This is a genomic window from Marinifilum sp. JC120 (genome assembly GCA_004923195.1).
In the GTDB taxonomy this organism is placed as follows: Bacteria; Desulfobacterota; Desulfovibrionia; order Desulfovibrionales; family Desulfovibrionaceae; genus Maridesulfovibrio.
The window spans coordinates 15,808-37,356 of sequence record RDSB01000027.1; the positions used below are offsets into that span (position 1 = coordinate 15,808).

The following is a 21,549-nucleotide window of genomic DNA, read 5'->3' on the forward strand; positions in this document are numbered from 1 at the left end:
TCTGAGTTTTAACTATATGGCAGATTAAAAAGGCAGCAGCATAAATGGGATTTGAATTTAACAGCGTCGATTTTCCGACATTGCCTGGCGTGTATCTGATGAAGGATTCATCAGGACGTATTATATATGTTGGGAAGGCGCGGGAGCTGCGCAAAAGACTAGCATCTTATTTCCGGGCTATGCATAAGCATACGCCTAAGACCCGGGTGCTGGTTTCAAAAATCCATTCCATTGATACCCTCGTTACCGGAACCGAAAAAGAAGCCCTGCTGCTTGAGGCCAGCCTGATCAAGAAGCATCGGCCGCGTTACAATGTGGTTCTGCGCGATGACAAGCAGTACGTGCTTTTCCAGCTGGATAAGAAATCCGAATATCCCCGGCTGCGCATGACCCGTAAAGTTGTGCGAGATGGGTCTGTTTATTTCGGCCCCTACACCTCCAGCTATTTTGCCCGTGAGACATGGAAGGTGCTCGGCAAGGTTTTTCCCTTACGTAAATGTTCTGATTCAGCTTTCCGCAACCGGGTCCGGCCTTGCCTGTACCATGATATCGGGCAATGCCTCGGACCATGCGTGAATGTTATTCCCCGGCAGGATTATATGGAGTTGGTCCATCAGGTTGAGATGCTGCTCTCCGGCAAGGCAGGTGACCTTATAGGTTCCTTGCGTCGTCAGATGGAAGAAGCTTCGGACGCACTCGATTTTGAAAATGCCGCAAAGTTTCGTGATCAGATCAAGGCCATTCAGAAGACGGTGGAAAAACAGTCCGTGGTGCTTAATGAGCGATCGGATATCGATGTAATCGCGCTGGCGGAATCTACGCAGGGAGTAGGATTGGGACTGCTCTTTATTAGAAAAGGGAGTCTGCTCGATAAAAAGAATTTCTTTTGGCCGGGGCTAAGTCTTGAGGATGGCGAGGAAATTTTAAACAGCTTTGTTTCTCAGTTTTATTCATCGACAAAATTTATTCCCCCAAAGCTTTTTGTGCCCTTTGAATTTGATATGCAGGGCGCGGCTGAACTGCTCAGTGAGCGCAGCAAATCCACGGTGCGGATCGTAACTCCACATAGTGGTGAAGAAAAGCGGCTGTTGGAGATTGCCCGCAAGAATGCTGCACTGGGTCTCAAAGAAAAAGAGAATGACAATATTCTCGACCTACTTGCCGGAAAACTAAAGCTTTCAGGTCCGCCGCAGCGTATTGAATGCATTGATGCTTCTCATCTAGGCGGGGAGGGTATGCGCGTGGGAATGGTGGTTTACGAGGAAGGCAAATCTGAGAAATCCCAGTATCGAAATTATGCTTTCCCGGAACTGGAGCATTCCTCTGACGATTATGCCGCCTTATTTCACTGGGTGATTAAGCGCATTGATTCCGGCCCTCCATGGGCGGACCTTATATTAATAGATGGGGGTAAGGGGCAGCTCGCATCCGTAGAGAAGGCTTTTGCCGAGAATTGGACGCACTCTGAGCCGATCCCGCATCTAGCTTCCATTGCCAAAGGGCCGACCCGCAAGGCCGGGGAATTGGATGACCGTATTTTCAGGCCCGGACGTAAGAATCATCTCCCGCTCAAGGGCGGCAGCCCGGAACTGCTTTATCTACAGCGCATCCGTGATGAAGCGCACCGATTTGTAATCGGTAGGCAGCGCAAGTCGCGTAAGAAGAAGGTTTTGCAGAGCGAAGTGCTTTCTTTGCCCGGAATCGGTCCCAAGACCGCCCGGTTGCTCTGGGATGAGTTCGGTTCTGTGCAGAAGATGAAAGAGGCTTCCGTGGAAAATCTTTCTAATGTTCAAGGAATCGGCAAGAAGCGCGCTCAGCAGATATTTGATGCTTTTAGGGACGTTTAGGATGCCTCCGGCGGCTGGGGAAGGGGGACTTTTGGAAAAGTTCCCCTTCCCCAGACCCCATCCCCTCAAAACTTTTTAATTTGCTTCGCATTTAGCGCGTTTATACTTTTTTCAAATATACAGACGGCGAAGCCCTAATAAAAGTTTTTGGGATTCTTAAACCCTTTTGCAAGAGGGTTTAAGCCCCCGGAGGGACTCCCGGTAGGGTCGCCGAAGGCTCTTAAATCTCTTCTTCTTTTCCTATTTCTAATTCGATTACTTTGCATTCTGGTGCCAGCTCGGCGCATGCTTCTTTAAAATTTACAGTATCCTGCTCCAGAATTGGGAAGGTGCCGAAATGCATGGGGATGGCGGTCTTGCAATTCAGCAGCTTGCAGGCGTAGGCCGCATCTTTTGAATCCATGGTGAACCAGCCTCCGGTGGGCAGCAGGGCTACATCAATATTGTGCAACTTGCCGAAGAGTTCCATGCTGGCGAAAAGCCCGGTATCCCCGGCAAAGTAGATACAGAAATCATCTTCGTATGTAAGGATGTATCCGGCTGGTGCTCCGGTAGCAGAAGAATGCATGGCCTGAACCATTTTGATCTTGATCCCGGCAACGCTGACTGTTCCGCCAATGTTCATGCCGATCAGCTTTTCCTGATCAACTCCCTGTTCAATCATTTTTTCCAGCAGATCAAAAATACAGACCAGCGTCGCTCCGGTGGCCTTGCAGATCTCCACCGCCTGACCGATATGATCGCCGTGGTCATGGGTGACCAGCACGGCATCTGCTTTGCTGATGGATTCCCATGTTGCGCAGGCTTTGGGGTTGCCTTCGAAAAAGGGGTCGATGATTATGGTTTTATCGTCAGACTGGATGGTGAAATTTGAATGACCGTTCCAAGTGAATACGTGTTTCATAGCTTACCTCGCTGATTCTTCGCCCCACGGGCGGTATAAATCGTGTGAAATTTCCATTTGTTCAAGGACTCTTCCTGCCATGTGCGCCGCCATATCATCAATGCTTTTGGGAGCGTGGTAGAATCCCGGTGATGCTGGCATTATCGTGCCCCCGGCAAGAGTTATTGTTTCCATGTTGCGGATATGGATCAGGTTTAGGGGAGTTTCGCGGGTGACCAGAATCAGCTTGCGCCGTTCCTTAAGGCAGACATCTGCGGCCCGGTGGATCAGGTTACTGCCCAGTCCCTGTGCAATCGCTGCAAGTGAAGCCATGGAGCAGGGGCAGACTATCATGCCTGCATGTTGCCATGAACCGCTGGCCGGAGGAGCTGCGATGTTATCCTGCCTGTATACGAAATCCGCATGTCCGGTCAGGTCTTCCGGCTTGAATTCGGTTTCAAGCTCCATCACCTTCAGGGCGGCATCGGAAATAATCAGATGCAGTTCAATATTATCCAGAGAGCCAAGATGCTGGGCCAGTTTGACCGCATACATGGTTCCGCTGGCACCGCTGGCGGCGAGGATTACTTTTTTCTTGTCCATATTAATAAGGATACTCCTTTGGGGGCTAGTCAGTACAGAAGATAAAAATACAACAGGGGGGTATTGATGACAAGGAGAAGGGTGCATCTAATTCCTTGAAATTTTGCCCGCCTTATGAGACTAAAAACGCACCCACACAAAACAAATTTCCCACAAGACAAAACACCTTACGGAGTAATATTTATGGTCACTCTCGGTACTGCCGGAACCGCTTCTTCCCGCAAACTGATGCTGCTTGGCGGCGGCGAGCTTGGTAAAGAGGTTGTCATCGAAGCTCAGCGTCTCGGCGTTGAGGTCATTGTCGTGGACAGGTATGAAAATACCCCGGCCATGCAGGTCGCGCATCGCAGTTATGTAATTTCCATGCTTGATGCTGCGGAACTTCGCCGTGTTGTCGAAACTGAAAAGCCCGATTTCATCGTGCCGGAAATTGAAGCTATCGCCACTGAGACTCTGCTTGAGTTGGAGAATGAAGGTTTCAATGTAGTTCCCACAGCCCGCGCTACCCGTTTGACCATGGACCGCGAGGGCATTCGCCGTCTTGCTGCTGAGGAAGTCGGTCTGAAAACCTCCCCTTACAAATTTGCCGATACCAAGGAAGAGTACCTTGAAGCGTTAAAAGAAATCGGTATTCCCTGCGTGATCAAGCCGGTCATGAGTTCATCCGGTAAAGGGCAGAGTACTGTGAAGTCTGAAGCCGATATTGATCATGCTTGGGATTATTCCCAGTCCGGCGGAAGGACCGGGGAAGGGCGCATCATCGTAGAAAGCTTTGTTGACTTCGACTATGAAATCACACTGCTTACCGTGCGTCATGCCGGGGGAACTTCCTATTGCGCACCTATCGGGCACAGACAGGATGATGGTGATTACCGTGAATCTTGGCAGCCTCAGCCTATGACTGATGCAGCTCTTGCCAATGCACAGGATTACGCTCTCAGAATAACTGATGCCCTTGGCGGCAGGGGGCTTTTCGGCGTGGAGTTGTTCGTCAAAGGTGAGGAAGTCATTTTTAGCGAAGTTTCACCGCGTCCTCATGATACCGGACTTGTAACCGTAATTTCTCAGGATCTGAGTGAATTTGCCCTGCATGTGCGGGCTATTCTCGGTCTGCCTGTTCCGGCAATCCGTCAATACGGTCCTGCGGCATCAAGTGTAATTCTTTCCAATGGAAAGTCTGAAGCTCCGGCTTTTGCCAATGTGGATAAGGCTCTTGAAGAAGCTGACACCAAAGTGCTTATTTTCGGGAAGGGTGAATGCGACGGCGTGCGTCGTCTTGGCGTTGCTCTTGCCCTCGGCGATGACGTGGAAGATGCCAAATCTCGTGCTATTCGCGTTTCTTCCGCTGTAGAAATTGAGTATTAATTTTTACTGTATTGTTTGATTAAAAAGCTCCTTTTGTGCCGTGTTGGTGCAGAAGGAGCTTTTCCCTTTGAGAATCGGTTAAAGAAAAGCTGTCCGGTTTTCATTGACAGAACAACCAAAAGGTGAGCATTAATTTGCTCGCAGTAACGCAAAAACAGAAAGTTTAACGCAAATATTGCTTGTTTTTAATAATAAGTGGTTGCTTACGTAGATTTTCTTAAATTGGTCCGAACAGAACGCCATTAGGTGGATATTTTTTTGACCGGACTATATGTCTAACTCTTTATATAGGAATATAGTGGTATGAAACAGGAAGCAAACGGTTTGGCCCTAGCGCCATTAGGTCTATTTTTGGTGATTTTTATTGGAACCGGATCTTTCCTGACCATGAACGGAACCAGCATGGCTTTCTACCAGCTTTCCGCCACGGTTGCCATTCTGCCCGCCATTGCGTGGGCTATCTGGATGGGCAAGGACAAGCTCAACGACAAGATTAATATTTTTCTACGCGGTGCGGGTGAGCCGGGTATCGTCACCATGTGTATGATTTACCTGCTGGCTGGCGGATTCGCTTCTGTTGCTAAATCCATCGGCGGGGTTGAATCTACTGTTAACCTCGGTCTGTCCATTGTTCCCGCATCCATGGTTCTGCCGGGGCTGTTTGTAATTGCAGCTTTCATCGCTACTGCCATGGGTACTTCCATGGGAACCATTGCCGCCATCGCGCCTATTGCGGTTGGTGTTGCCGGGAAGACTGATATTCCTTCCGCATTGCTCATGGGCGCAGTAGTGGGCGGGGCCATGTTCGGTGATAACCTGTCCATGATTTCCGACACCACAATCGCCGCGACTCGTACACAGGGCTGTAAGATGAGTGATAAGTTCAAGATGAACCTGCTCATTGCGCTACCGGCGGCAATATTCACCGTCATTATTCTATATTTTGCCGGAGAAGGTGGTCAGGTCGTATCCGATGGCGGTTACAGCCTGCTTAAGGTGCTGCCGTACATCACCATTTTGATCATGGCAGTGCTTGGCGTGAACGTCTTTGTCGTCCTTGGTGCCGGTATCGTTTTCACCGGGGCGGTTGGTTTTGCTTCCATTGATAGCTTCAATCTGCTCACTTTCTCTCAGGATATCTACAAAGGTTTCACTGGTATGCAGGAAATTCTTGTACTTTCCCTGCTGGTGGGTGGTCTTGGAGAGCTTATCAAGTTCCATGGCGGTATCACTTACATTATCAACTTCATCGGCAAACTGACCAAGGGCACTAAGTCCACCAAGGCCGGGGAGTTCAGCATCAGTGCACTTTCTGTAATGTCTGATCTTTGTACCGCAAACAACACCGTAGCCATCATCCTCACCGGGGGCATGGCCAAGGAAATTGCAGAAAGCCACAATGTTGATCCGCGCCGCAGCGCAAGTCTGCTGGATATCTTCTCCTGCATAGTACAGGGGCTTATTCCTTACGGCGCACAGATCCTGCTCGCCGGGTCCATTTCCGGGCTTTCTCCGCTGGAGATCATCGGCAACATGCATTATTGCTTCATTCTTGCAGTAGTAGCAGTGCTGAGTATCCTGACCGGATTTCCCAGAATCAGAAAATAATTATTCGGAAATATTGATTGAAGAAGTCCCCCGCAGCCTGATGGTTGCGGGGGATTTCTTATGATGTGCTTGAAATTGTCATTCTGTATTGACGGATCGTATTCGTATCGTTAATCATTTTAGAAAATGGGATTGTGATAATTGTTGTTGTGCTTTTGATCTATGGGGGAGGTTTGGATTTGTTTAATTATGCTCAGATACTTGATGCTGCTATGGCTGTACCGGGCTTTCCTTGGTTTTGGGGTTTGAGCCTTGGCTTAAAGTTTGGTTTTATTTGTGCGGTGGTCGCTACTTATCAGTTTGTCACTCATTTCGTTGGTAGTTTGAGAAAAAGAAAGAAACATACGTCTGTTTCTACACCGCTTAATATCCCTGTTAATGTTAATTTACCTGAAGTTGCCCCTTCAAACCAATTGGCGCAGGAAATCTTTGCAAAGCTTTGTGAAAAGGATAGTCAACTGTGCCAGACGCAGGAAGTCCTTCAATCTAGAGAAGAATATATAAAAACACTGGAAGATATTGTTAATGGTTTGGATGAGGAGCAAGAAACTCCAGAAGAAGATGATTTCGCTGCGAAAGCTAAAGCAGAACTTGCGAATGGTAATACTGATTTAGCCGAGGCTTTTTATATAAAGCAAGCTCAAAAGGATGAAGAATCTGCCAATGAAAGTTCTTTAAAGGCAGCGGAAGCATATCGTAATGCAGGATTTTTAGCTTTTATGAATGATCCTAAAAAAGCCTTTGGTGCGTATCAGAAATCGGTTGATCTTGATCCAAATAGTGCGGAAGCGTGGAATCGTTTGGGGATTTTGCATAAGTTATTTGGAAATATGGTAGCAGCGGAAAAAGCGTATAAGAAAGTTTTACAACTAAAGAGTGATGATAAAGAATGGAAAGCAATTGCTTACGGCAACCTCGGCAACCTTCGTAAGACTCAGGGTGACCTTGAAGATGCGGAAGAGTTTTATAATAAGGGCCTTGCGATTGACGAGAACCTAGGTCGCAAGGAAGGTATGGCAATCCATTACGGCAACCTCGGCTTAATTCGTAATACTCAGGGTGACCTTGAAGGTGCGGAAGAGTACCATTTAAAATCATTAGCTATTGAAAAAGAGTTGGGCCGCAAAGGAGGTATGGCAGCTGATTACGGCAACCTCGGCTTAATTCGTAAGACTCAGGGAGACCTTGACGGTGCGGAAGAGTTTCATAACAAGGCACTTGAGATTGATAAAGAATTGGGCTGCAAAGAAGGTATTGCTGCTGATTACGGCAACCTCGGCTTAATTCGTAAGACTCAGGGTGACCTTGAAGGTGCGGAAGAGTTTTATAATAAGGCACTTGAGATTGGTAAGGAATTAGGAAGTAAAGAACGTATCGCTATTCAGTACGGCAACCTCGGCAACATTCGTCAGACTCAGGGTGACCTTGAAGGTGCGGAAGAGTTTTATAATAAGGCTTTGAAAATAAGTGATGAACTGGGCAATAAGGAAGTTTTCGCTATTCAGTACGCAAACCTCGGCTTAATTCGTCAGACTCAGGGTGACCTTGGAGGTGCGGAAGAGTTTTGGCAAAAATCTCTCGACCTATACAAGCAGCTCGGCGCAGCACCAATGATTGAAAGAGTTCAAGGCTGGCTAGATGAACTCGATGAAAAGAAAGAGAGTTAATATGACAACTACCGGAGACCGTATCCACAAAAGTCTCAAGCAGGCTATTTCAATCACCAAGGGTGAAATGGATAAATCTAAGTACAAAGAAAATATTCCTGAAGAAGCTGAGAAAGAAAACAAAAAAAGCGGAAAGCCCCATCCAAAGATAAGGCTTCCCGCTCTAAAATTTCCACTAAATAAAATCTAAATCTAATCCATAAAATCTCTACAACCCAAGCGACGCCAACAAATCATCCACGTCACCCTGATCGGCCTTTTCGGTGGGGCCTTTTAGTTCGCTCATTTTGGATTCAGCTTCCTGATCAAGTTCTGCAAGGGATTTATCCGGGGCCTCTTCGCGGGCTTTGATCTTTAGCCCGGTGGACATGTACAGATCAAGGACGATTTTTTCGACACTCTTGATGGTATCGATGATGATCTTGATGCGCTGCCCGGTGAGATCCTGAAAGGAGAGGGTGGTCATGATGGTCATGATATCCTGACCTAGCGTATCATTGATATTGGCCAGTTCCTGACGCTGTTCTTTTTTTACGCCGCCGGACTCAAAAGCTTTAACAATATTTGCAAGAGCGAACTGGGTTTCCTGAGTTTTTTCAAGAATATCCATGATATCCTGCGTTGCTTTCTCCGTGGTGCGCATGATGGCATCAAGCTGGTCGGAAGCTTCGGTGAAAAGCTGATCAGGATCGGAATCAACACTGATTACTGGTTCAGGAGAACCGGCAGGGCCTTTTTTAGCCTTGGCAACCTCCTGATAGATATCCCGGAGACCGTTTTGCAGGTCAATGTTGATGCGGCGGTAGAATTCTCCTTCAAGCAATGTCTGAGACATGCTCTTGGATATTTCTTTTTGCACTGCGTCGGCAATGCTATCCTTGAGACTTTTACTAAGGTCTTCAGAGACCTTTTCCATCATCTCCCGCACTATCTGATCATCATGAATCACTGCGCTCTCCTTGGCGTTGGCTTTATTAATAAAGTTGCAGGGCTAACCCAGCTTTTCGGTTCTGATTATTTCACGCTGTTCACTAAAAACAAATTGGATAATGGATTCAAGGTCGTGTTCCCTGATTTTTTCAAATTTCATTACCCAGTAGCTGTCTTTCTTGCCAGCTTTGATGTGCCCCTTTGCCCCGGCAAGGCGCATAGGAATCTGTTCAATTTCCGCAACCACTTCTATTATACAGGGGGCTGTGACGTCCTCTGAGCGGAAGATCATGCCGTTACCGGAAATTTCTATTATTTCAAGGTCAATAGGGAAATCATTCTTAAGATCTAGTTTACTTTGCATACCGAGCAGCTGATCCAGCTTGCGGTCAAGTTCAGTTACGTAGACCTTCAGCCATTCCGGAACTTTTGAATCATCAAGGTCTTCAGCCGGGTGTTTTTTCATCCCGGTGAATCCACGATACACAGGCTGGCTCTCCAGAGATGAAGAGATGCGGCCATGTCCCTTGATGCGGGTCTTCACACTGGCGTAGTGTTGCGTGTTCCGGTCCATGTGGATTTCCTTAATTTGCCTTTAGCTGTTGTAACTAATCCTGCGGATCAACTTCCATAGCCCGTACGGGACAGACCTTAGTACAGAGTCCACAGGCAGTACATTTTTCCAAATCAAAAAGAACCAGACGGGTGTCCTTTTCAAGGGAAAGGGCACCGGTGGGGCACATGGCGAGACACATGCCGCAGTGCATACAGGATTCTTCATCCCTAGCAATTTTCTGGGCAACGGGGATTAGTCTTACCCCGTTTTCTTTAAGGTAGTTGATACCTTTGTGATAATCTTCTTCAAACCCGGTAATCTCGAGGGTCATGCTGCCTTCGAGTCTGGGGTTGATGTCAGCTTTAAGGATGTTAAAGCTGAGGTTGTAGAGTTTTCCCAGATTGCACACTACCGGGCGGCCGGATGTGTTCGGTGGGAAAGAAAGGTGGATAATCTTGTTAAAGTTCTTGCTCTCGCTCATGATGTTGTATCCGGTTAGATTATTTTAAGTTTTTGATAATGCTTTTCGCACGTTTTGCTTCTGCGGAATCCGGGGCCTTTTTGATCAGGTCCTCAAGGATATAACGGCCGGACTTTGTTTTGCCCAGTTTGATCAGGCAGAGTCCCTGCTTGAGCAGTGCGGGTCTGTACTTGTTGCTTTTGGAATGCTTGGCAATGACGACCTGATATTTGAGGGCGGCATTGGCGTAATCCTTGAGCTGGTAGTAACATTCACCTTCCCAGAAAATCGCGTTGGGAACAAGCTTATGCTTAGGGAAAGTCTTGGTGAATTCGGCCATATCCCTGATAGCGTCTTTGTATTTACGCTCTTTGAACAACGCAAGTCCCTTATCGTACAAGGCCTGCGCCGGGTCGGCAGATTCCACTTTTTTAGGTTCAGGGGCAACCACTGCGGCGATTCCGCCAATGGCAACAGCCGTTTTATCCACAGCTTCCTGTGTTGCTTTATCTTTGGGAGCTTGCGCCTTGATCAAACCGAGGTCGATGGCGAGCTGGCTTTCAAGGGCCAGACGCATGTTTTCAACTTTTTGGGAAAGGTCTTCAAGCGATACGGTACTATTGCTGTCTCCGGCATCAAGTCTGCTAACAGACTGGGACATAGTGTTGACTGTTCCCTGAAGTTTGGCGACCTGCATTTTCAGGGCATTAACTTCAGCATACATGTTTGCCTGCTGGGTCTGCACCGGGGAGCTGGAATTTTTTATTTCTTCACGCAGAGCTACGTTGTCAGCTGCTACCTGCTGGTCAACGTTATCTATCTTTTTATTGAGCTGGGTTCTGGTCTGCCTGAGCTCCAGACGCATTTTATCCATATCGGATGTGGTTACGCAGCCGTTCAGGCCTGTAGCCAGAGGAAAGGCGATCAGGGCAGCAATAAGAGATTTTTTCATATTATTCTTCATTATTTTTTATCCCCCTTTTTCTACCGAGGAGAAAGTAAGCCAGACAGCCGAAAAAAGGAATAAAAATCGCAAGCTGTATCCAGCCGACTTTTTCCATGTTTGACGGAAATTCCCTGTTGAATGCATCCCATATAGCGAAAAGTGTCAAGGCTGCAAAAAGACCGACACTGCCGAGGATGATGATCCAGGTTTCCATGGGAAGATTGGGAATTGATCCGAAGAACATTAGGAACTCCTTTTTTTGTATATTGATAACAGGTATATACCAATTGCGAAAAAGACAAGTGTTATGAACTGAGTCATGGACAGGGGACCGAGTTCGCCCCGGTAATCCGCCCTGAAAAATTCAATAATAAATCTGAACATAGAAAATAATACAAGGAATAGTCCGGTAATGCGGCCTTCGGTATGGATATAGTTACCGGCAACAAGCAGAATCAGAAATGTAATCAGTCCGGCCAGTGAGTGGTAAAGTTGCGTCGGGTGCAGGGGCTGAAAGAGCGGGGCCAGCGATGCTGTATTTTTAAAAGTAACTGCCCACGGCAGGTCTGTCGGTTTGCCGTAACAACATCCGGCAAAGAAACATCCCAGCCGTCCCACAGCTTGGCCCAGCGCGAGACCCGGTGCAAAACAATCCAGCCAATCCATAATCGGCTGTTGTTTGGAACGCAGGTAAAGCAATCCTGCCAGTGAACCGAAGATAATCGCACCGGAGAAAACAAGTCCGCCCTGCCATATGTAAAATATTTTAAACAGGTTCCCGATGAATTCTTGCGGATACAGGGCAACATAAACTGCCCGCGCGCCGATAACGCCGCTGATAACGGTGATTAGCCCGGTTACCGGAGCCAGTTTGTAATCCAGTTCCCAAAGCCTTGCTGCGCGCATGGCCCAGCCTATGCCCAGCAAGCACCCGGCAGTCAGATACACGCTGTAAGCGTAAATATTGATAGAACCTATGCTGAACAGGATCGGATTCATCTTACTTATTCTTATAAAAGGATATGATCAGGGCAAAAGCACCCACGCAGATGGCGATATCCGCTATGTTGAAAGCAGGCCAGTGGTGCGATCCATAGTAGACATCCAGAAAGTCGGTCACTTCATGATAAAGCAGCCGATCAATCAAATTACCAATGGCACCGCCCAGCACGCAGCCAAGTCCCACAATCTGGAATTTATCCCGTTCCTCAACAGATTTAAGCAGCATTCCAATCGCGCCAAGTGCAATGATCGTAACCACAACAAAAAAGTTACGCTGCCAGGTAATATCCGCACGGTTCAGGAATCCGAATGCCGCACCTTTATTGACCACATGGACCAGATTAAAGAATCCAGGAATAATGACCTCTGATGTCCACATAGCCATTTTGTCGCGTACTGCTATCTTGGTTATCTGGTCCAAGATCAGCGTCACTGTCGCAATTGTCCCAGCCAAAGCATATCTATTCATATGGAACCCTTTTTGGGATGCCTCCGGCGGCTGGGGAAGGAAAACTTTTGCAAAAGTTTTCCTTCCCCAGACCCCATCCTTTCAAAACCTTTTAGTATGCTTCGCAAGTAGCGCGGTATAGCTACTTTCGAATATACAAGCGGCGAAGCCCTATTAAAAGTTTTTGAAGAGTCCAGAGAAACTTTTTTCAAAAAGTTTCTTTGGCCCCCGGAGGGCCGTCGGAGACACTTCTTTAAAAAATGCCCCCGTCCTTCGAGAAGGGCGGGGGCATTTACTTATTTAATTTACAAAGAGCTTTTTGGAACTAACCGACCAGAACTGCTGTGCAGCGCGGGCAGAGTTCCGGATGATCTGCATTGGAGCCGAGGGTGTCGTATCTCCAGCAGCGGCTGCATTTTTCACCTTGCGCTTTTTCGACTTTGATTGCCAGTCCTTCGAGCTCTTCAGGCTTGACTGCATCGTCGGATGCATCGGCCAGAGGCGCGATTTCAAAACCGGATACGATGAAGAATTCACGATGCTCGATGTTTTCGAGAGCCTTGGCAATGTCTTCGTTGGCGAAGAGGGTGATCTTGGTATCAAGGGAATGACCGATGACCTTCTCGCGGCGCAGCGGTTCAATTGCCTTGGTAACTTCGGTGCGAACTTCCATGAGCAGTTCCCATCTCTTGCGCTCGGCATCGTCGATTTCTGCCTTGAGCAGCTCGGGACGGATAGCAAAGACAGTTTCGGCGTCACCTTTCATTTCTTCAGGCAGGTGGGAATATGCTTCCTCTGCGGTGAAGGAAAGAACGGGGGCCATGTCTTTGAGCAGCATGAGCATGGTCTGCCAGAGTACGGTCTGTGCGGAACGACGCTCTAAGCTCTTTTCGCCGGACACGTAGAGTCTATCCTTGATGATATCAAGGTAGAACGCGGAAAGCTCGGTGGTGCAGAGGTTGTGCAGGGTGTGGTAAACTTTGTGGAATTCAAAGTTGGTGTAAGCCTGCTGGATTACTTCGTGCTGGCGGCCCACCAGATCAAGAGCGAAATGGTCGACGGGCAGCATTTCCGCGGGGGCAACTGCGTCAGTCTCGGGGTTGAAACCGTCAAGGTTACCGAGGATGTAGCGGCAGGTGTTACGCACGCGGCGGTAAGTATCAACCATGCGGCTCAGGATTTCGTCGGAGATACGCACGTCTTCCTGATAGTTCACGGCGGAAACCCACATACGCAGGATTTCTGCACCATGCTGGTCGATGATTTCCTGTGGTGCCATGACGTTACCGATGGACTTGGACATCTTGCGCCCATTTTTGTCCACAACGTAACCGTGAGTCAGTACGGTTTTGTAGGGAGGCACGTCGCGGGTACCTACGGAAGCGAGCAGGGAGCTGTGGAACCAGCCGCGATGCTGGTCGGAACCTTCGAGGTACAGATCAGCGGGGAAGCGGTGTTCCTTGCGCTTTTCCACAACAGCTGCGTAGCTGGTACCGGAATCGAACCATACGTCGAGGATGTCGTCTTCTTTGGCCCAGTGGTTGCCGCCGCATTTGGGGCATTTGAGACCGTCAGGAGCGATTTCTTCAACTGATTTTTCGAACCAGTAGTCACAACCGCGTTCGTGTTTTTCAAATTCGTCTACTACGGAGAAAACCCATTCAGAGTCGTTGTATACTTCGTCGCAATCTTCGCAGATCAGGGCGATGATGGGCACACCCCAGTTACGCTGACGGGAGATACACCAGTCGGGGCGGTTTTCTACCATGCTGTAGATGCGTTTTTCACCCCATGCAGGAATCCACTCAACATCATCTTTGATGGCCTTGAGGGCTTTGGCGCGCAGGTCGTTTTCTTCCATGCCGATGAACCACTGGGTGGTTGCGCGGAAGATAACCGGCTCTTTACAACGCCAGCAATGGGGGTAGGAGTGGGAGATTTTTTCCTGTGCTAACAGGTTGCCCAGTTCCTGAAGTTTTTCGATGACCTTAGGATTGGCTTCCCAAACATTCATTCCACCGAAAAATTCTACTTCCTTGAGGAACACACCGCTGTTGTTCATGGGGGAGTATATTTCAAGTCCGTTCTTCAGGCCGGTTTCAAAGTCCTCACGACCATGGCCGGGAGCGGTGTGAACACAACCGGTACCGGAATCGAGAGTTACGTAATCTGCAAGCACGACGGGAGATTCGCGATCATAGATGGGATGCTTGGCAACTGCGCCTTCAAGTTTGGCACCTTCAACGGTTGCCAGCACATTCCAGCTTTCCCAGCCGAAGGATTCCGCGCAAACGGGGAGTAGTCTTTCAGCAAGGATATAGATGTCGCCGTTTACTTCGGTAACAGCGTATTCAAATTCAGGATGAACAGCCACCGCCATGTTGTCAGGGATGGTCCAAGGGGTGGTGGTCCAGATGCATACGTAGGTGCGGGACAGATCCACCTTGGAAGCAACATCTTCAGGCAGTGCTTTGAGTACTTTCTCGTCATTCAGCGGGAAGCGTACATAAATAGAAGGGGAGGTGTGATCTTCGTATTCAACTTCTGCTTCAGCAAGGGCTGTGCGGCAATCGCAGCACCAGTGGATGGGTTTCTTGCCGCGTACAACAGAGCCTTTTTCCATGAAACGACCCAGTTCACGGGCAGTTGCTGCCTCGTATTCCGGCTTCATGGTCAGGTAAGGATCTTCCCAGTTACCGAGCACGCCCAGACGCTTGAATTCTTTGCGCTGGATGCCGACAAACTTTTCAGCGTATTCGCGACAGAGTCTGCGGATAACGGTGGTGGGCAGTTCTTTTTTCTTTTTCTTGAGTTCCTGCTCAACCTTGTGCTCAATGGGCAGACCGTGGCAGTCCCAGCCGGGAACGTATTCGGCTTTCATGCCCTGCAAGTTGCGGGATTTAACGATAATGTCCTTGAGGACCTTGTTCATGGCTGTGCCCATGTGAATGTGGCCGTTAGCATACGGGGGGCCGTCGTGCAGCACGTACTGTTCGGCATCAGCGTTAGCTTCAACCATCTTGTCGTATACGGATATTTCCTCCCAACGTTTGAGCATTTCAGGCTCGCGCTGTTTGAGGTTGGCCTTCATGGGAAATTTTGTCTTGGGCAGACACAGAGTCTTTTTATAATCGCTCATGACTGGAAAAGTCCTCCGGAACTCTCTTAGTGATATAATATTTAATTAAAAGCCGTTTAAATCATTCACGCTGACGAAAGATTAATGTTCAAATTAAAAAGCTGTTATTTCTGCTTGTTATCAACAATATGAACAAATTTCGATGTGCTGTGGATAATTAAACAGCCATTCTGGCGTAAACTCGAAAAATAAAAAAAGCTCAAAAATGAGCGGCGTCATCTTTAAACAAGGCTTGATGGAAGTCAACCCGGAGTTGCTTCATTATTTAGAGAGAAATGAGTCCTTCAATAGTGGCTGCTTTCTCGTAGATATTCAAGATTACATCGGAACTGTTGGCATGGATGCACACGGTTACGCTGGTGTATTTGCCTGTCTTGGAATCTCTTTCAGTGTAGGGGAAGCCGTCAATCATGGATTTAAGTTCATCCAGAGACTTGCTGGGGACGATGAATTTAAAAGTGTAATCGCAGGGCCAGGTGTGATGTTCGTCAAGGGTTGCTTTAAACTGTTCTATGGATTTTTCCATGGTTATCTCCTTATATTTATCTGAAATATCATGTTTTAATACTTTTAAATTGACAGCGGGATGAATTCTGCACCGCTTGTCGGGCATTGTTGATATATGGATCGTATATGGTGCTGTCAATGGTGTGAAAAAAGTTTTTACCTCATCCCTAAAGGAAATCTATACGATGTCGATATAGTATGCAGGTGTTCTTAAAATAGTACAGAAGGATAGGGCGTAAAAATGAGTAAAAAAAATCTACACGCAACAAATTTCAGGAAAGTTCTTGAATTGTTTAATGATGGGCGTGACCGCGATGCGGAAAGTCTACTGCGAATCATTCAGGAAGATTATCTTAATATGTATGAGGAAAATAAGGAATTGAGGTCTCAGATTAAAGAGGTTGCCGAAATTCTGGACCTTGCCGAATGCATGGAGTTTGACGGACAGAAGTACTGGATAGATGAGGAAAGCGAGAAAACCGGTCCTTATTGTCAGGTTTGCTATGATCGTGATGGAGTCCTGATCAGGCTTCAGGAAAGATCAAAGCATTGGGAGTGTTACTCCTGCCAGAATATGTTCGTAAAAATGCCCACCGGTAATGTAATTCATAAAAGTAGACCTAAGAAGGAATCAAAGCCTTTAATAAGGCTTTTCAGTTAGATACCTATTCATTTTTCAGTCCTTAATATACACCTTGAAACGGAACTGCTTGCATGCGCGGGCAGTTCCGTTTCTATTTTTTGGGCAGAGTCAGTTCGTTTGTTGTTATAATGGCTGTTTGTGTTGGATTTAATAAATCTATTGAGTTAGTATGCTCAAAATTAGACTCAAGCAGTGAGGAATCCATATGTCAGGCAAATTTTTATGTATACACGGTCATTTTTATCAGCCCCCTCGTGAAGATCCTTGGTTGGATATGATTTTTCCTGAAGGAAGCGCAGCACCGTTCCGGCATTGGAATGAGCGGATTTGCCGTGAAAGCTATGCTCCACTGGCATGGGCCAGACGTATGGGCAGCGAGGGCATTTTTGATATAATCAACTGCTATGAATGGATGAGCTTCAATGTGGGGCCGACCCTGTTCCGTTGGATTGAACGGTCCGAACCGGAGCTTTATGCCAAGATACTTGAAGGGGACGCCCTGAGCCTTAAGCGTTGGGGGCATGGTAATGCTATTGCCCAGATTTACCATCATGTGATCATGCCTCTTGCTTCAGATCTTGACCGAGATGCTGAAGTTTCGTGGGCTATCGCTGACTTCGAGTCCCGTTTTAAGCGGGAACCGGAAGGGATGTGGCTTTCCGAAACTGCGTGCAATATCGAAACGCTTGAAATTCTGGCTGATCATGACATTGCATTTACCTTACTAGCTCCGCGACAGGCTGAAGCAATTGCTGAACTTGGGACAGATCATTGGCAGGAGGTGGATGAATATTCCATCAATATTAAAGAGCCATATCTGGTTGAACTTCCCTCGGGTAGGACTATTTCAGTTTTCTTTTATGATGGTGGCCTTTCGCAGGCTATTGCATTTGAAGGTTTGCTCAAAAATGGTGATGATTTCTGGAACAAACTTTCCGGAGCTTCCGCAGAGGGGCTTCTCTCTATAGGTACAGATGGTGAGACCTACGGGCACCATGTTGAATTTGGCGAGATGGCTCTTGCCTACGTACTCTCTCAGGCAATTGAAAAGCGGGATGGAGTTTCATTGCTTAATTACGGGGCCTACCTTGAGCAAAATCCTCCTACCCGCAAGGTTAAAATTCGTGAAGACTCCTCATGGAGTTGCTATCATGGAGTTGAGCGTTGGCGCGCTGATTGCGGTTGTTGTACCGGAGGGCATCCGGACTGGAATCAGCAATGGCGTAGACCTTTGCGTGAAGGGTTTGATGCCATCAAAACCTTGATGAATGCTCATTATTTCAATTACGGTGATAAAATTTTTAAGGATTCCCGTGTTGCTTTGATTGATTACGGAACAGTCTTGAGTGGATTGGTTTCTGAAGATGATTTCTTCAAGAAGAACTTTAAGGTTGCTAAAAAGAGTGCTGAAGCTGACATGGGTTGGAAGTTGCTTTCCATGCAGAAATGGGCGCTTTCAGCTTTTGCCAGTTGCGGTTGGTTTTTTGATGATCTGGCCCGTCTCGAGCCGGTAAACAATATGGGGTTTGCCTTAAGGGCAATTGAAATTGCACAGGAGACCGGATTGATAGGCATGGAGGAAAAATTTCTTTCCATAGCCGGGGAGGCAAGGTCTAACGAAGATCGTTACGGATCGACCATTGACCTGTGGAGCAGCAAAATTAAACCCCAAAGTGAAACTCCGGGCAGTCTTATCGGGCAGGCTTTGGCCCGTCTGTATGTGGAAGGTGTTTTTCCCTTACCCGGAGAAGAAGGGCGTATTGATTGGCCCGGTGTATCGGTCTTTATTAGGGTTAATGACAGTTCTCTGGTTATGTCGCGCGGAGAAGCTGAAATTCGCTGGCAGTTCGAGTCGGAAGTGAAGGAATATACTTGGAAGTGGGAAAAGGGAGAGCGGGTTCTTACCGGATCAGTTGAAGTTTCCCTTCCCGGTGGTCAGATAGAGCATTATCCGCTGACCGAAATTTCGTGGAAAAAGAAACAGTCCCTGTCTTTGACTTGGGTAAACAGGTTTGCCCATAAATCATGGGAGTCCCAAATATTAAATACCGGTTGTGGACCTATTCTCTTTAATGATTTTGAAGATTACCAGACTTCTCAGACTTGGGCACCGCATTGGCGTAAATTGTGGGCCGGTTTGACATGGAGTTATATCTTTTCCGGTGACAATGTCGGTGAAGACTCCCTTAATTTTATGAAAGAAGTCGGGCGCGACCATCCTGACCTTGATTATTTTATTGAGCAGCTGGCTAAGCAGCTCTGCATAATGTTGCATAATGACCTTACTTTTTGGGATAGTATCCGTGGCGTCGTTGAAAGGGCGCGCAAAGTTGAGCTGCCAGTGGATCTGTGGAAACTCCAGAATTGCTATTGGGATAAAGTACTGACGGGTGAGAATGATCCGGGACTTGCAAAAATGATCGGTTTTGATTTGTAAATACCATATGTAAGTAAAAAAAGGTCCGTTGATTACGTCAACGGACCTTTTTTATTGGATATATTTCATGAAAGATGCTGATCAGAATTCATAATACGAACCGGAACCCATGGGTACCACTTCGCAGGAAAGCCTTTGCTTCAGGAATTCGTAGCCGTCTTTTCCGGTACAATGTCCGGGGGAGACCATCTTGGGGTTGAATTCTTCAATTACCTTGGCGGTATTTTCATATTCAGCCTTGTCGGCACTATACAGGTGCAGGCCGCCGAGAATAGCATGAACAGAATCAATTCCGGTCAGGTCGCGCATATGGTAGAGCGAATTAGCCAAACCGCTATGGCAGCAGCCAAGTACCACTATCGGGCCTGAATTACTCATGAGCAGCATGAAAGCGTCATCAGGGATATGATCGACCTCAGTCATTTCCTGATCCAGAAACAGCCCGTTGGTTGCTTCGAACAAACCATTACGACGGGGAATTTCTGTGATCATGAACAGTCCGTCAGCCAGTTCCACCTCATCGCGAACAATGATTGTTCCCGGATATTCGCAGGGAAACGAGGCGTCTTTGGCTGTGCCGTCATCATTTTTGGAATACCGTTTAGCGGCAAAATCCGGGTGAGCATAAACAGGGCCCATGAAATCTGCTTCCATGAGTGCGTCCATGCCTCCTGTATGATCCCAGTGACCATGGCTGAGAGCTAGACCCTTGGCTTTGCTGACCTCAATATTCATTGTGGTAGCATTTTTCAGGAAAAGCTCGCTTGCGCTGCAATCCCAAAGCCAGAGGTCATCCCCTGGTAGCTCAAGGGCCATGGAAAGCCCCCATTCCTTACCGAGATCGTCACTCAGAGATTCATTGTCACAAAGAACGGAGATCTTGCACGGTTCGGTGTATTGTCCTGTTATAGTGATGGCCATTTTTGAGGATCATCCTTGAAGAGCTTGTAGTTGATGGAGTCCACAAGGGCCTGCCAACTCGCTTCAATGATGTTGTGGCTGACACCCATGGTGGTCCACTGGCTTTTGCCGTCAGTGGATTCAATAAGCAGGCGGACGTTTGAACTTGTTCCCGCTGCTTGACGTACTGCTCCGGACAATACTCTTACCTTAAAGTCCTGTAAACGAACATCTTTCAAAGACGGATAAAAAGGCTCTAGGGCCTTACGCAGTGCTTTATCAAGGGCGTTGACCGGACCATCGCCGGATGCGGCGGTGTGGTTTTCCTGTCCATGGACCTTAACGATGACAGTTGCTTCGGAGAATGGTTCCTGATCGTTTTTGCGTTTTGCATCTACAACAAAGAAGTTGATAAATTCAAAGTAACGTTTGGACCATCCCATAGCCTTGAAGAAAAGCAATTCAAAAGAAGCTTCAGCCGCAGAATATTCAAATCCAATGGATTCACGTTCTTTAATGTCAGCCAAAATGGTCTGTACCGCAGGATCATCTTTATCAAGCTCGTAGCCGTACTGCTTAGCTTTGTAGAGAACATTGCTCTTACCTGAAAGATCAGAGAGCAGAACTCGGCGGTCATTACCGACCAGCAGAGGATCAATGTGTTCGTAGCTGGTGGAGTCCTTGAGCACTGCACTGACGTGTATTCCGCCTTTATGCGCAAATGCGGCCTGTCCTACAAAGGGCTGGCGCAGGAACGGACGCAGGTTGGCGATTTCCGTGATGTAAGTGGAGGCTTCCTTGAGCTTGGCCAGTTTGTCCTTACCGATGGTTTCGTAATCCAGCTTGAGTTCAAGGTTGGGGATGATAGAGCAGAGGTTGGCATTACCGCATCTCTCGCCATATCCGTTCATGGTCCCTTGAATCTGGATTGCACCGTTGTTTACTGCTGTAAGGGAGTTGGCCACGGCCAGTTCGCAGTCGTTATGGGCATGGATGCCGATACTGCAACCGGGGATTTTTTCCTGCACTACCTTGCATGCTTCAGCAACTTCTTCAGGCATGGAGCCGCCGTTGGTATCACAGAGGACGAGAACATCGGCCCCGGCTTCATGGGCTGCCTTGAGGCAGTTTATAGTGAATTCCGGGTTGGCTTTAAAGCCGTCAAAGAAGTGTTCGGCATCAAAGAACAGTTCTTCCACATGCGGGCGCAGGTAGCCGATGCTGTTGCTGATCAACTCGATATTTCTTTCAAGCTTGACACCAAGCGCGCTGGTGGCATGAAAGTCCCATGTTTTCCCGAAAATGGACATGGCCTTGGCCCCGGATTCAATCAGGGCTGCAAGGTTGGGGTCATTTTCAGGGGTAAGGCGGTTCATGTGGGTTGAACCGAATGCGGAAACTTTGCAGTTTTTAAGGGCGTAGTTTTGGATTTCCTGAAAGAATTCCTTGTCTGTGGCATTGGACCCGGGCCAGCCGCCCTCGACGTAATGTACGCCGAGGTCGTCCAGCTTGCGGGTAATGCGCACCTTATCTTGTACGCTTAAGTTTATTTCTTCGGATTGTGTGCCGTCACGCAGGGTGGTGTCGTATATTTTTATTTGTTTCATT

The 21,549-nt window shown here is 47.7% G+C and carries 20 protein-coding genes; 7 read left to right on the forward strand and 13 right to left on the reverse strand.

Going from position 1 to position 21,549, the window contains the following annotated elements:
* Nucleotides 1–44: 44 nt before the first annotated feature.
* Nucleotides 45–1,847 (forward strand): excinuclease ABC subunit UvrC, encoded by a 1,803-nt coding sequence (gene uvrC / locus D0S45_18855; protein TIH12163.1) that lies wholly within the window; start codon nt 45–47, stop codon nt 1,845–1,847.
* Nucleotides 1,848–2,067: 220 nt separating this feature from the next.
* Here the strand turns inward: uvrC and D0S45_18860 are convergent, their stop codons facing one another.
* Both D0S45_18860 and D0S45_18865 read right to left on the reverse strand, forming a co-directional pair.
* Nucleotides 2,068–2,751, reverse strand: a complete 684-nt coding sequence (locus D0S45_18860; GenBank protein TIH12164.1) for a metal-dependent hydrolase — start codon at nt 2,749–2,751, stop codon at nt 2,068–2,070.
* Nucleotides 2,752–2,754: 3 nt separating this feature from the next.
* A complete protein-coding gene (locus tag D0S45_18865; protein ID TIH12165.1) occupies nt 2,755–3,333 on the reverse strand; it encodes a UbiX family flavin prenyltransferase in 579 nt (192 codons plus the stop codon).
* Nucleotides 3,334–3,516: 183 nt separating this feature from the next.
* On the opposite strand from D0S45_18865, the gene D0S45_18870 reads away from it, so the two are divergent.
* The 4 genes from D0S45_18870 to D0S45_18885 all read left to right on the forward strand — a co-directional run bounded on the left by D0S45_18870 (nt 3,517) and on the right by D0S45_18885 (nt 8,163).
* Nucleotides 3,517–4,698, forward strand: coding sequence for a formate-dependent phosphoribosylglycinamide formyltransferase (locus D0S45_18870; protein ID TIH12166.1), 1,182 nt, complete (start codon nt 3,517–3,519; stop codon nt 4,696–4,698).
* A 303-nt stretch (nt 4,699–5,001) separates the two neighbouring features.
* The gene (locus D0S45_18875; GenBank protein ID TIH12167.1) at nt 5,002–6,306 is read left to right on the forward strand and encodes a Na+/H+ antiporter NhaC family protein; all 1,305 of its coding nucleotides are present in this window, start codon (nt 5,002–5,004) and stop codon (nt 6,304–6,306) included.
* Between the two features lie 212 nt (nt 6,307–6,518).
* Nucleotides 6,519–7,973, forward strand: coding sequence for a hypothetical protein (locus D0S45_18880; GenBank protein ID TIH12189.1), 1,455 nt, complete (start codon nt 6,519–6,521; stop codon nt 7,971–7,973).
* Nucleotide 7,974: 1 nt separating this feature from the next.
* Complete coding sequence (locus D0S45_18885) at nt 7,975–8,163, forward strand: hypothetical protein (GenBank protein ID TIH12168.1); 189 nt, start codon at nt 7,975–7,977, stop codon at nt 8,161–8,163.
* Nucleotides 8,164–8,181: 18 nt separating this feature from the next.
* On the opposite strand, the gene D0S45_18890 is transcribed toward D0S45_18885, so the two are convergent.
* The 9 genes from D0S45_18890 to D0S45_18930 all read right to left on the reverse strand — a co-directional run bounded on the left by D0S45_18890 (nt 8,182) and on the right by D0S45_18930 (nt 15,980).
* The gene (locus D0S45_18890) at nt 8,182–8,922 is read right to left on the reverse strand and encodes a hypothetical protein (protein ID TIH12169.1); all 741 of its coding nucleotides are present in this window, start codon (nt 8,920–8,922) and stop codon (nt 8,182–8,184) included.
* 42 nt (nt 8,923–8,964) lie between these two features.
* The gene (locus tag D0S45_18895; GenBank protein ID TIH12170.1) at nt 8,965–9,477 is read right to left on the reverse strand and encodes a hypothetical protein; all 513 of its coding nucleotides are present in this window, start codon (nt 9,475–9,477) and stop codon (nt 8,965–8,967) included.
* 34 nt (nt 9,478–9,511) lie between these two features.
* On the reverse strand, nt 9,512–9,940 hold the full coding sequence (locus tag D0S45_18900; protein TIH12171.1) for a 4Fe-4S dicluster domain-containing protein: 429 nt from the start codon (nt 9,938–9,940) through the stop codon (nt 9,512–9,514).
* Between the two features lie 19 nt (nt 9,941–9,959).
* Entirely contained in the window at nt 9,960–10,883 is a 924-nt protein-coding gene (ybgF, locus tag D0S45_18905; GenBank protein ID TIH12172.1) for a tol-pal system protein YbgF, read from the reverse strand.
* Entirely contained in the window at nt 10,873–11,109 is a 237-nt protein-coding gene (locus D0S45_18910) for a PLDc_N domain-containing protein (GenBank protein ID TIH12173.1), read from the reverse strand. Before D0S45_18910 ends, ybgF begins: the two co-directional genes overlap by 11 nt.
* Nucleotides 11,109–11,864, reverse strand: coding sequence for a prolipoprotein diacylglyceryl transferase (lgt, locus tag D0S45_18915; protein ID TIH12174.1), 756 nt, complete (start codon nt 11,862–11,864; stop codon nt 11,109–11,111). The genes D0S45_18910 and lgt overlap by 1 nt, the downstream gene beginning before the upstream one ends.
* Before the next feature lies 1 nt (nt 11,865).
* Nucleotides 11,866–12,336 carry a signal peptidase II gene (gene lspA / locus D0S45_18920; GenBank protein ID TIH12175.1) on the reverse strand — a complete coding sequence of 157 codons (471 nt, stop codon included), beginning with the start codon at nt 12,334–12,336 and terminating at the stop codon, nt 11,866–11,868.
* Nucleotides 12,337–12,640: 304 nt separating this feature from the next.
* Nucleotides 12,641–15,454: an isoleucine--tRNA ligase gene (locus D0S45_18925; GenBank protein ID TIH12176.1), complete on the reverse strand. Its 2,814-nt coding sequence runs from the start codon at nt 15,452–15,454 to the stop codon at nt 12,641–12,643.
* Between the two features lie 265 nt (nt 15,455–15,719).
* Nucleotides 15,720–15,980, reverse strand: coding sequence for a DUF493 domain-containing protein (locus D0S45_18930; GenBank protein TIH12177.1), 261 nt, complete (start codon nt 15,978–15,980; stop codon nt 15,720–15,722).
* A 222-nt stretch (nt 15,981–16,202) separates the two neighbouring features.
* Here D0S45_18930 and D0S45_18935 point away from each other — a divergent pair, with 222 nt between their 5' ends.
* Nucleotides 16,203–16,622 (forward strand): hypothetical protein, encoded by a 420-nt coding sequence (locus D0S45_18935; GenBank protein TIH12178.1) that lies wholly within the window; start codon nt 16,203–16,205, stop codon nt 16,620–16,622.
* 187 nt (nt 16,623–16,809) lie between these two features.
* Nucleotides 16,810–19,041, forward strand: a complete 2,232-nt coding sequence (locus D0S45_18940) for a DUF3536 domain-containing protein (protein ID TIH12179.1) — start codon at nt 16,810–16,812, stop codon at nt 19,039–19,041.
* Between the two features lie 81 nt (nt 19,042–19,122).
* On the opposite strand, the gene D0S45_18945 is transcribed toward D0S45_18940, so the two are convergent.
* Together D0S45_18945 and D0S45_18950 are read right to left on the reverse strand one after the other, a co-directional pair.
* Nucleotides 19,123–19,962: an MBL fold metallo-hydrolase gene (locus tag D0S45_18945; protein ID TIH12180.1), complete on the reverse strand. Its 840-nt coding sequence runs from the start codon at nt 19,960–19,962 to the stop codon at nt 19,123–19,125.
* Nucleotides 19,947–21,548, reverse strand: coding sequence for a citramalate synthase (locus D0S45_18950; protein TIH12181.1), 1,602 nt, complete (start codon nt 21,546–21,548; stop codon nt 19,947–19,949). The genes D0S45_18945 and D0S45_18950 overlap by 16 nt, the downstream gene beginning before the upstream one ends.
* Between the last annotated feature and the right edge of the window lies 1 nt (nt 21,549).

Coding starts and splice junctions, on each gene's coding strand:
- uvrC (TIH12163.1), top strand. CDS start 45: ATGGGATTTGAATTTAACAGCGTCGATTTTCCGACATTGCCTGGCGTG.
- D0S45_18860 (TIH12164.1), bottom strand. CDS start 2,751: ATGAAACACGTATTCACTTGGAACGGTCATTCAAATTTCACCATCCAG.
- D0S45_18865 (TIH12165.1), bottom strand. CDS start 3,333: ATGGACAAGAAAAAAGTAATCCTCGCCGCCAGCGGTGCCAGCGGAACC.
- D0S45_18870 (TIH12166.1), top strand. CDS start 3,517: ATGGTCACTCTCGGTACTGCCGGAACCGCTTCTTCCCGCAAACTGATG.
- D0S45_18875 (TIH12167.1), top strand. CDS start 5,002: ATGAAACAGGAAGCAAACGGTTTGGCCCTAGCGCCATTAGGTCTATTT.
- D0S45_18880 (TIH12189.1), top strand. CDS start 6,519: ATGGCTGTACCGGGCTTTCCTTGGTTTTGGGGTTTGAGCCTTGGCTTA.
- D0S45_18885 (TIH12168.1), top strand. CDS start 7,975: ATGACAACTACCGGAGACCGTATCCACAAAAGTCTCAAGCAGGCTATT.
- D0S45_18895 (TIH12170.1), bottom strand. CDS start 9,477: ATGGACCGGAACACGCAACACTACGCCAGTGTGAAGACCCGCATCAAG.
- D0S45_18900 (TIH12171.1), bottom strand. CDS start 9,940: ATGAGCGAGAGCAAGAACTTTAACAAGATTATCCACCTTTCTTTCCCA.
- ybgF (TIH12172.1), bottom strand. CDS start 10,883: ATGAAGAATAATATGAAAAAATCTCTTATTGCTGCCCTGATCGCCTTT.
- D0S45_18910 (TIH12173.1), bottom strand. CDS start 11,109: ATGTTCTTCGGATCAATTCCCAATCTTCCCATGGAAACCTGGATCATC.
- lgt (TIH12174.1), bottom strand. CDS start 11,864: ATGAATCCGATCCTGTTCAGCATAGGTTCTATCAATATTTACGCTTAC.
- lspA (TIH12175.1), bottom strand. CDS start 12,336: ATGAATAGATATGCTTTGGCTGGGACAATTGCGACAGTGACGCTGATC.
- D0S45_18925 (TIH12176.1), bottom strand. CDS start 15,454: ATGAGCGATTATAAAAAGACTCTGTGTCTGCCCAAGACAAAATTTCCC.
- D0S45_18930 (TIH12177.1), bottom strand. CDS start 15,980: ATGGAAAAATCCATAGAACAGTTTAAAGCAACCCTTGACGAACATCAC.
- D0S45_18935 (TIH12178.1), top strand. CDS start 16,203: ATGAGTAAAAAAAATCTACACGCAACAAATTTCAGGAAAGTTCTTGAA.
- D0S45_18940 (TIH12179.1), top strand. CDS start 16,810: ATGTCAGGCAAATTTTTATGTATACACGGTCATTTTTATCAGCCCCCT.
- D0S45_18945 (TIH12180.1), bottom strand. CDS start 19,962: ATGGCCATCACTATAACAGGACAATACACCGAACCGTGCAAGATCTCC.
- D0S45_18950 (TIH12181.1), bottom strand. CDS start 21,548: ATGAAACAAATAAAAATATACGACACCACCCTGCGTGACGGCACACAA.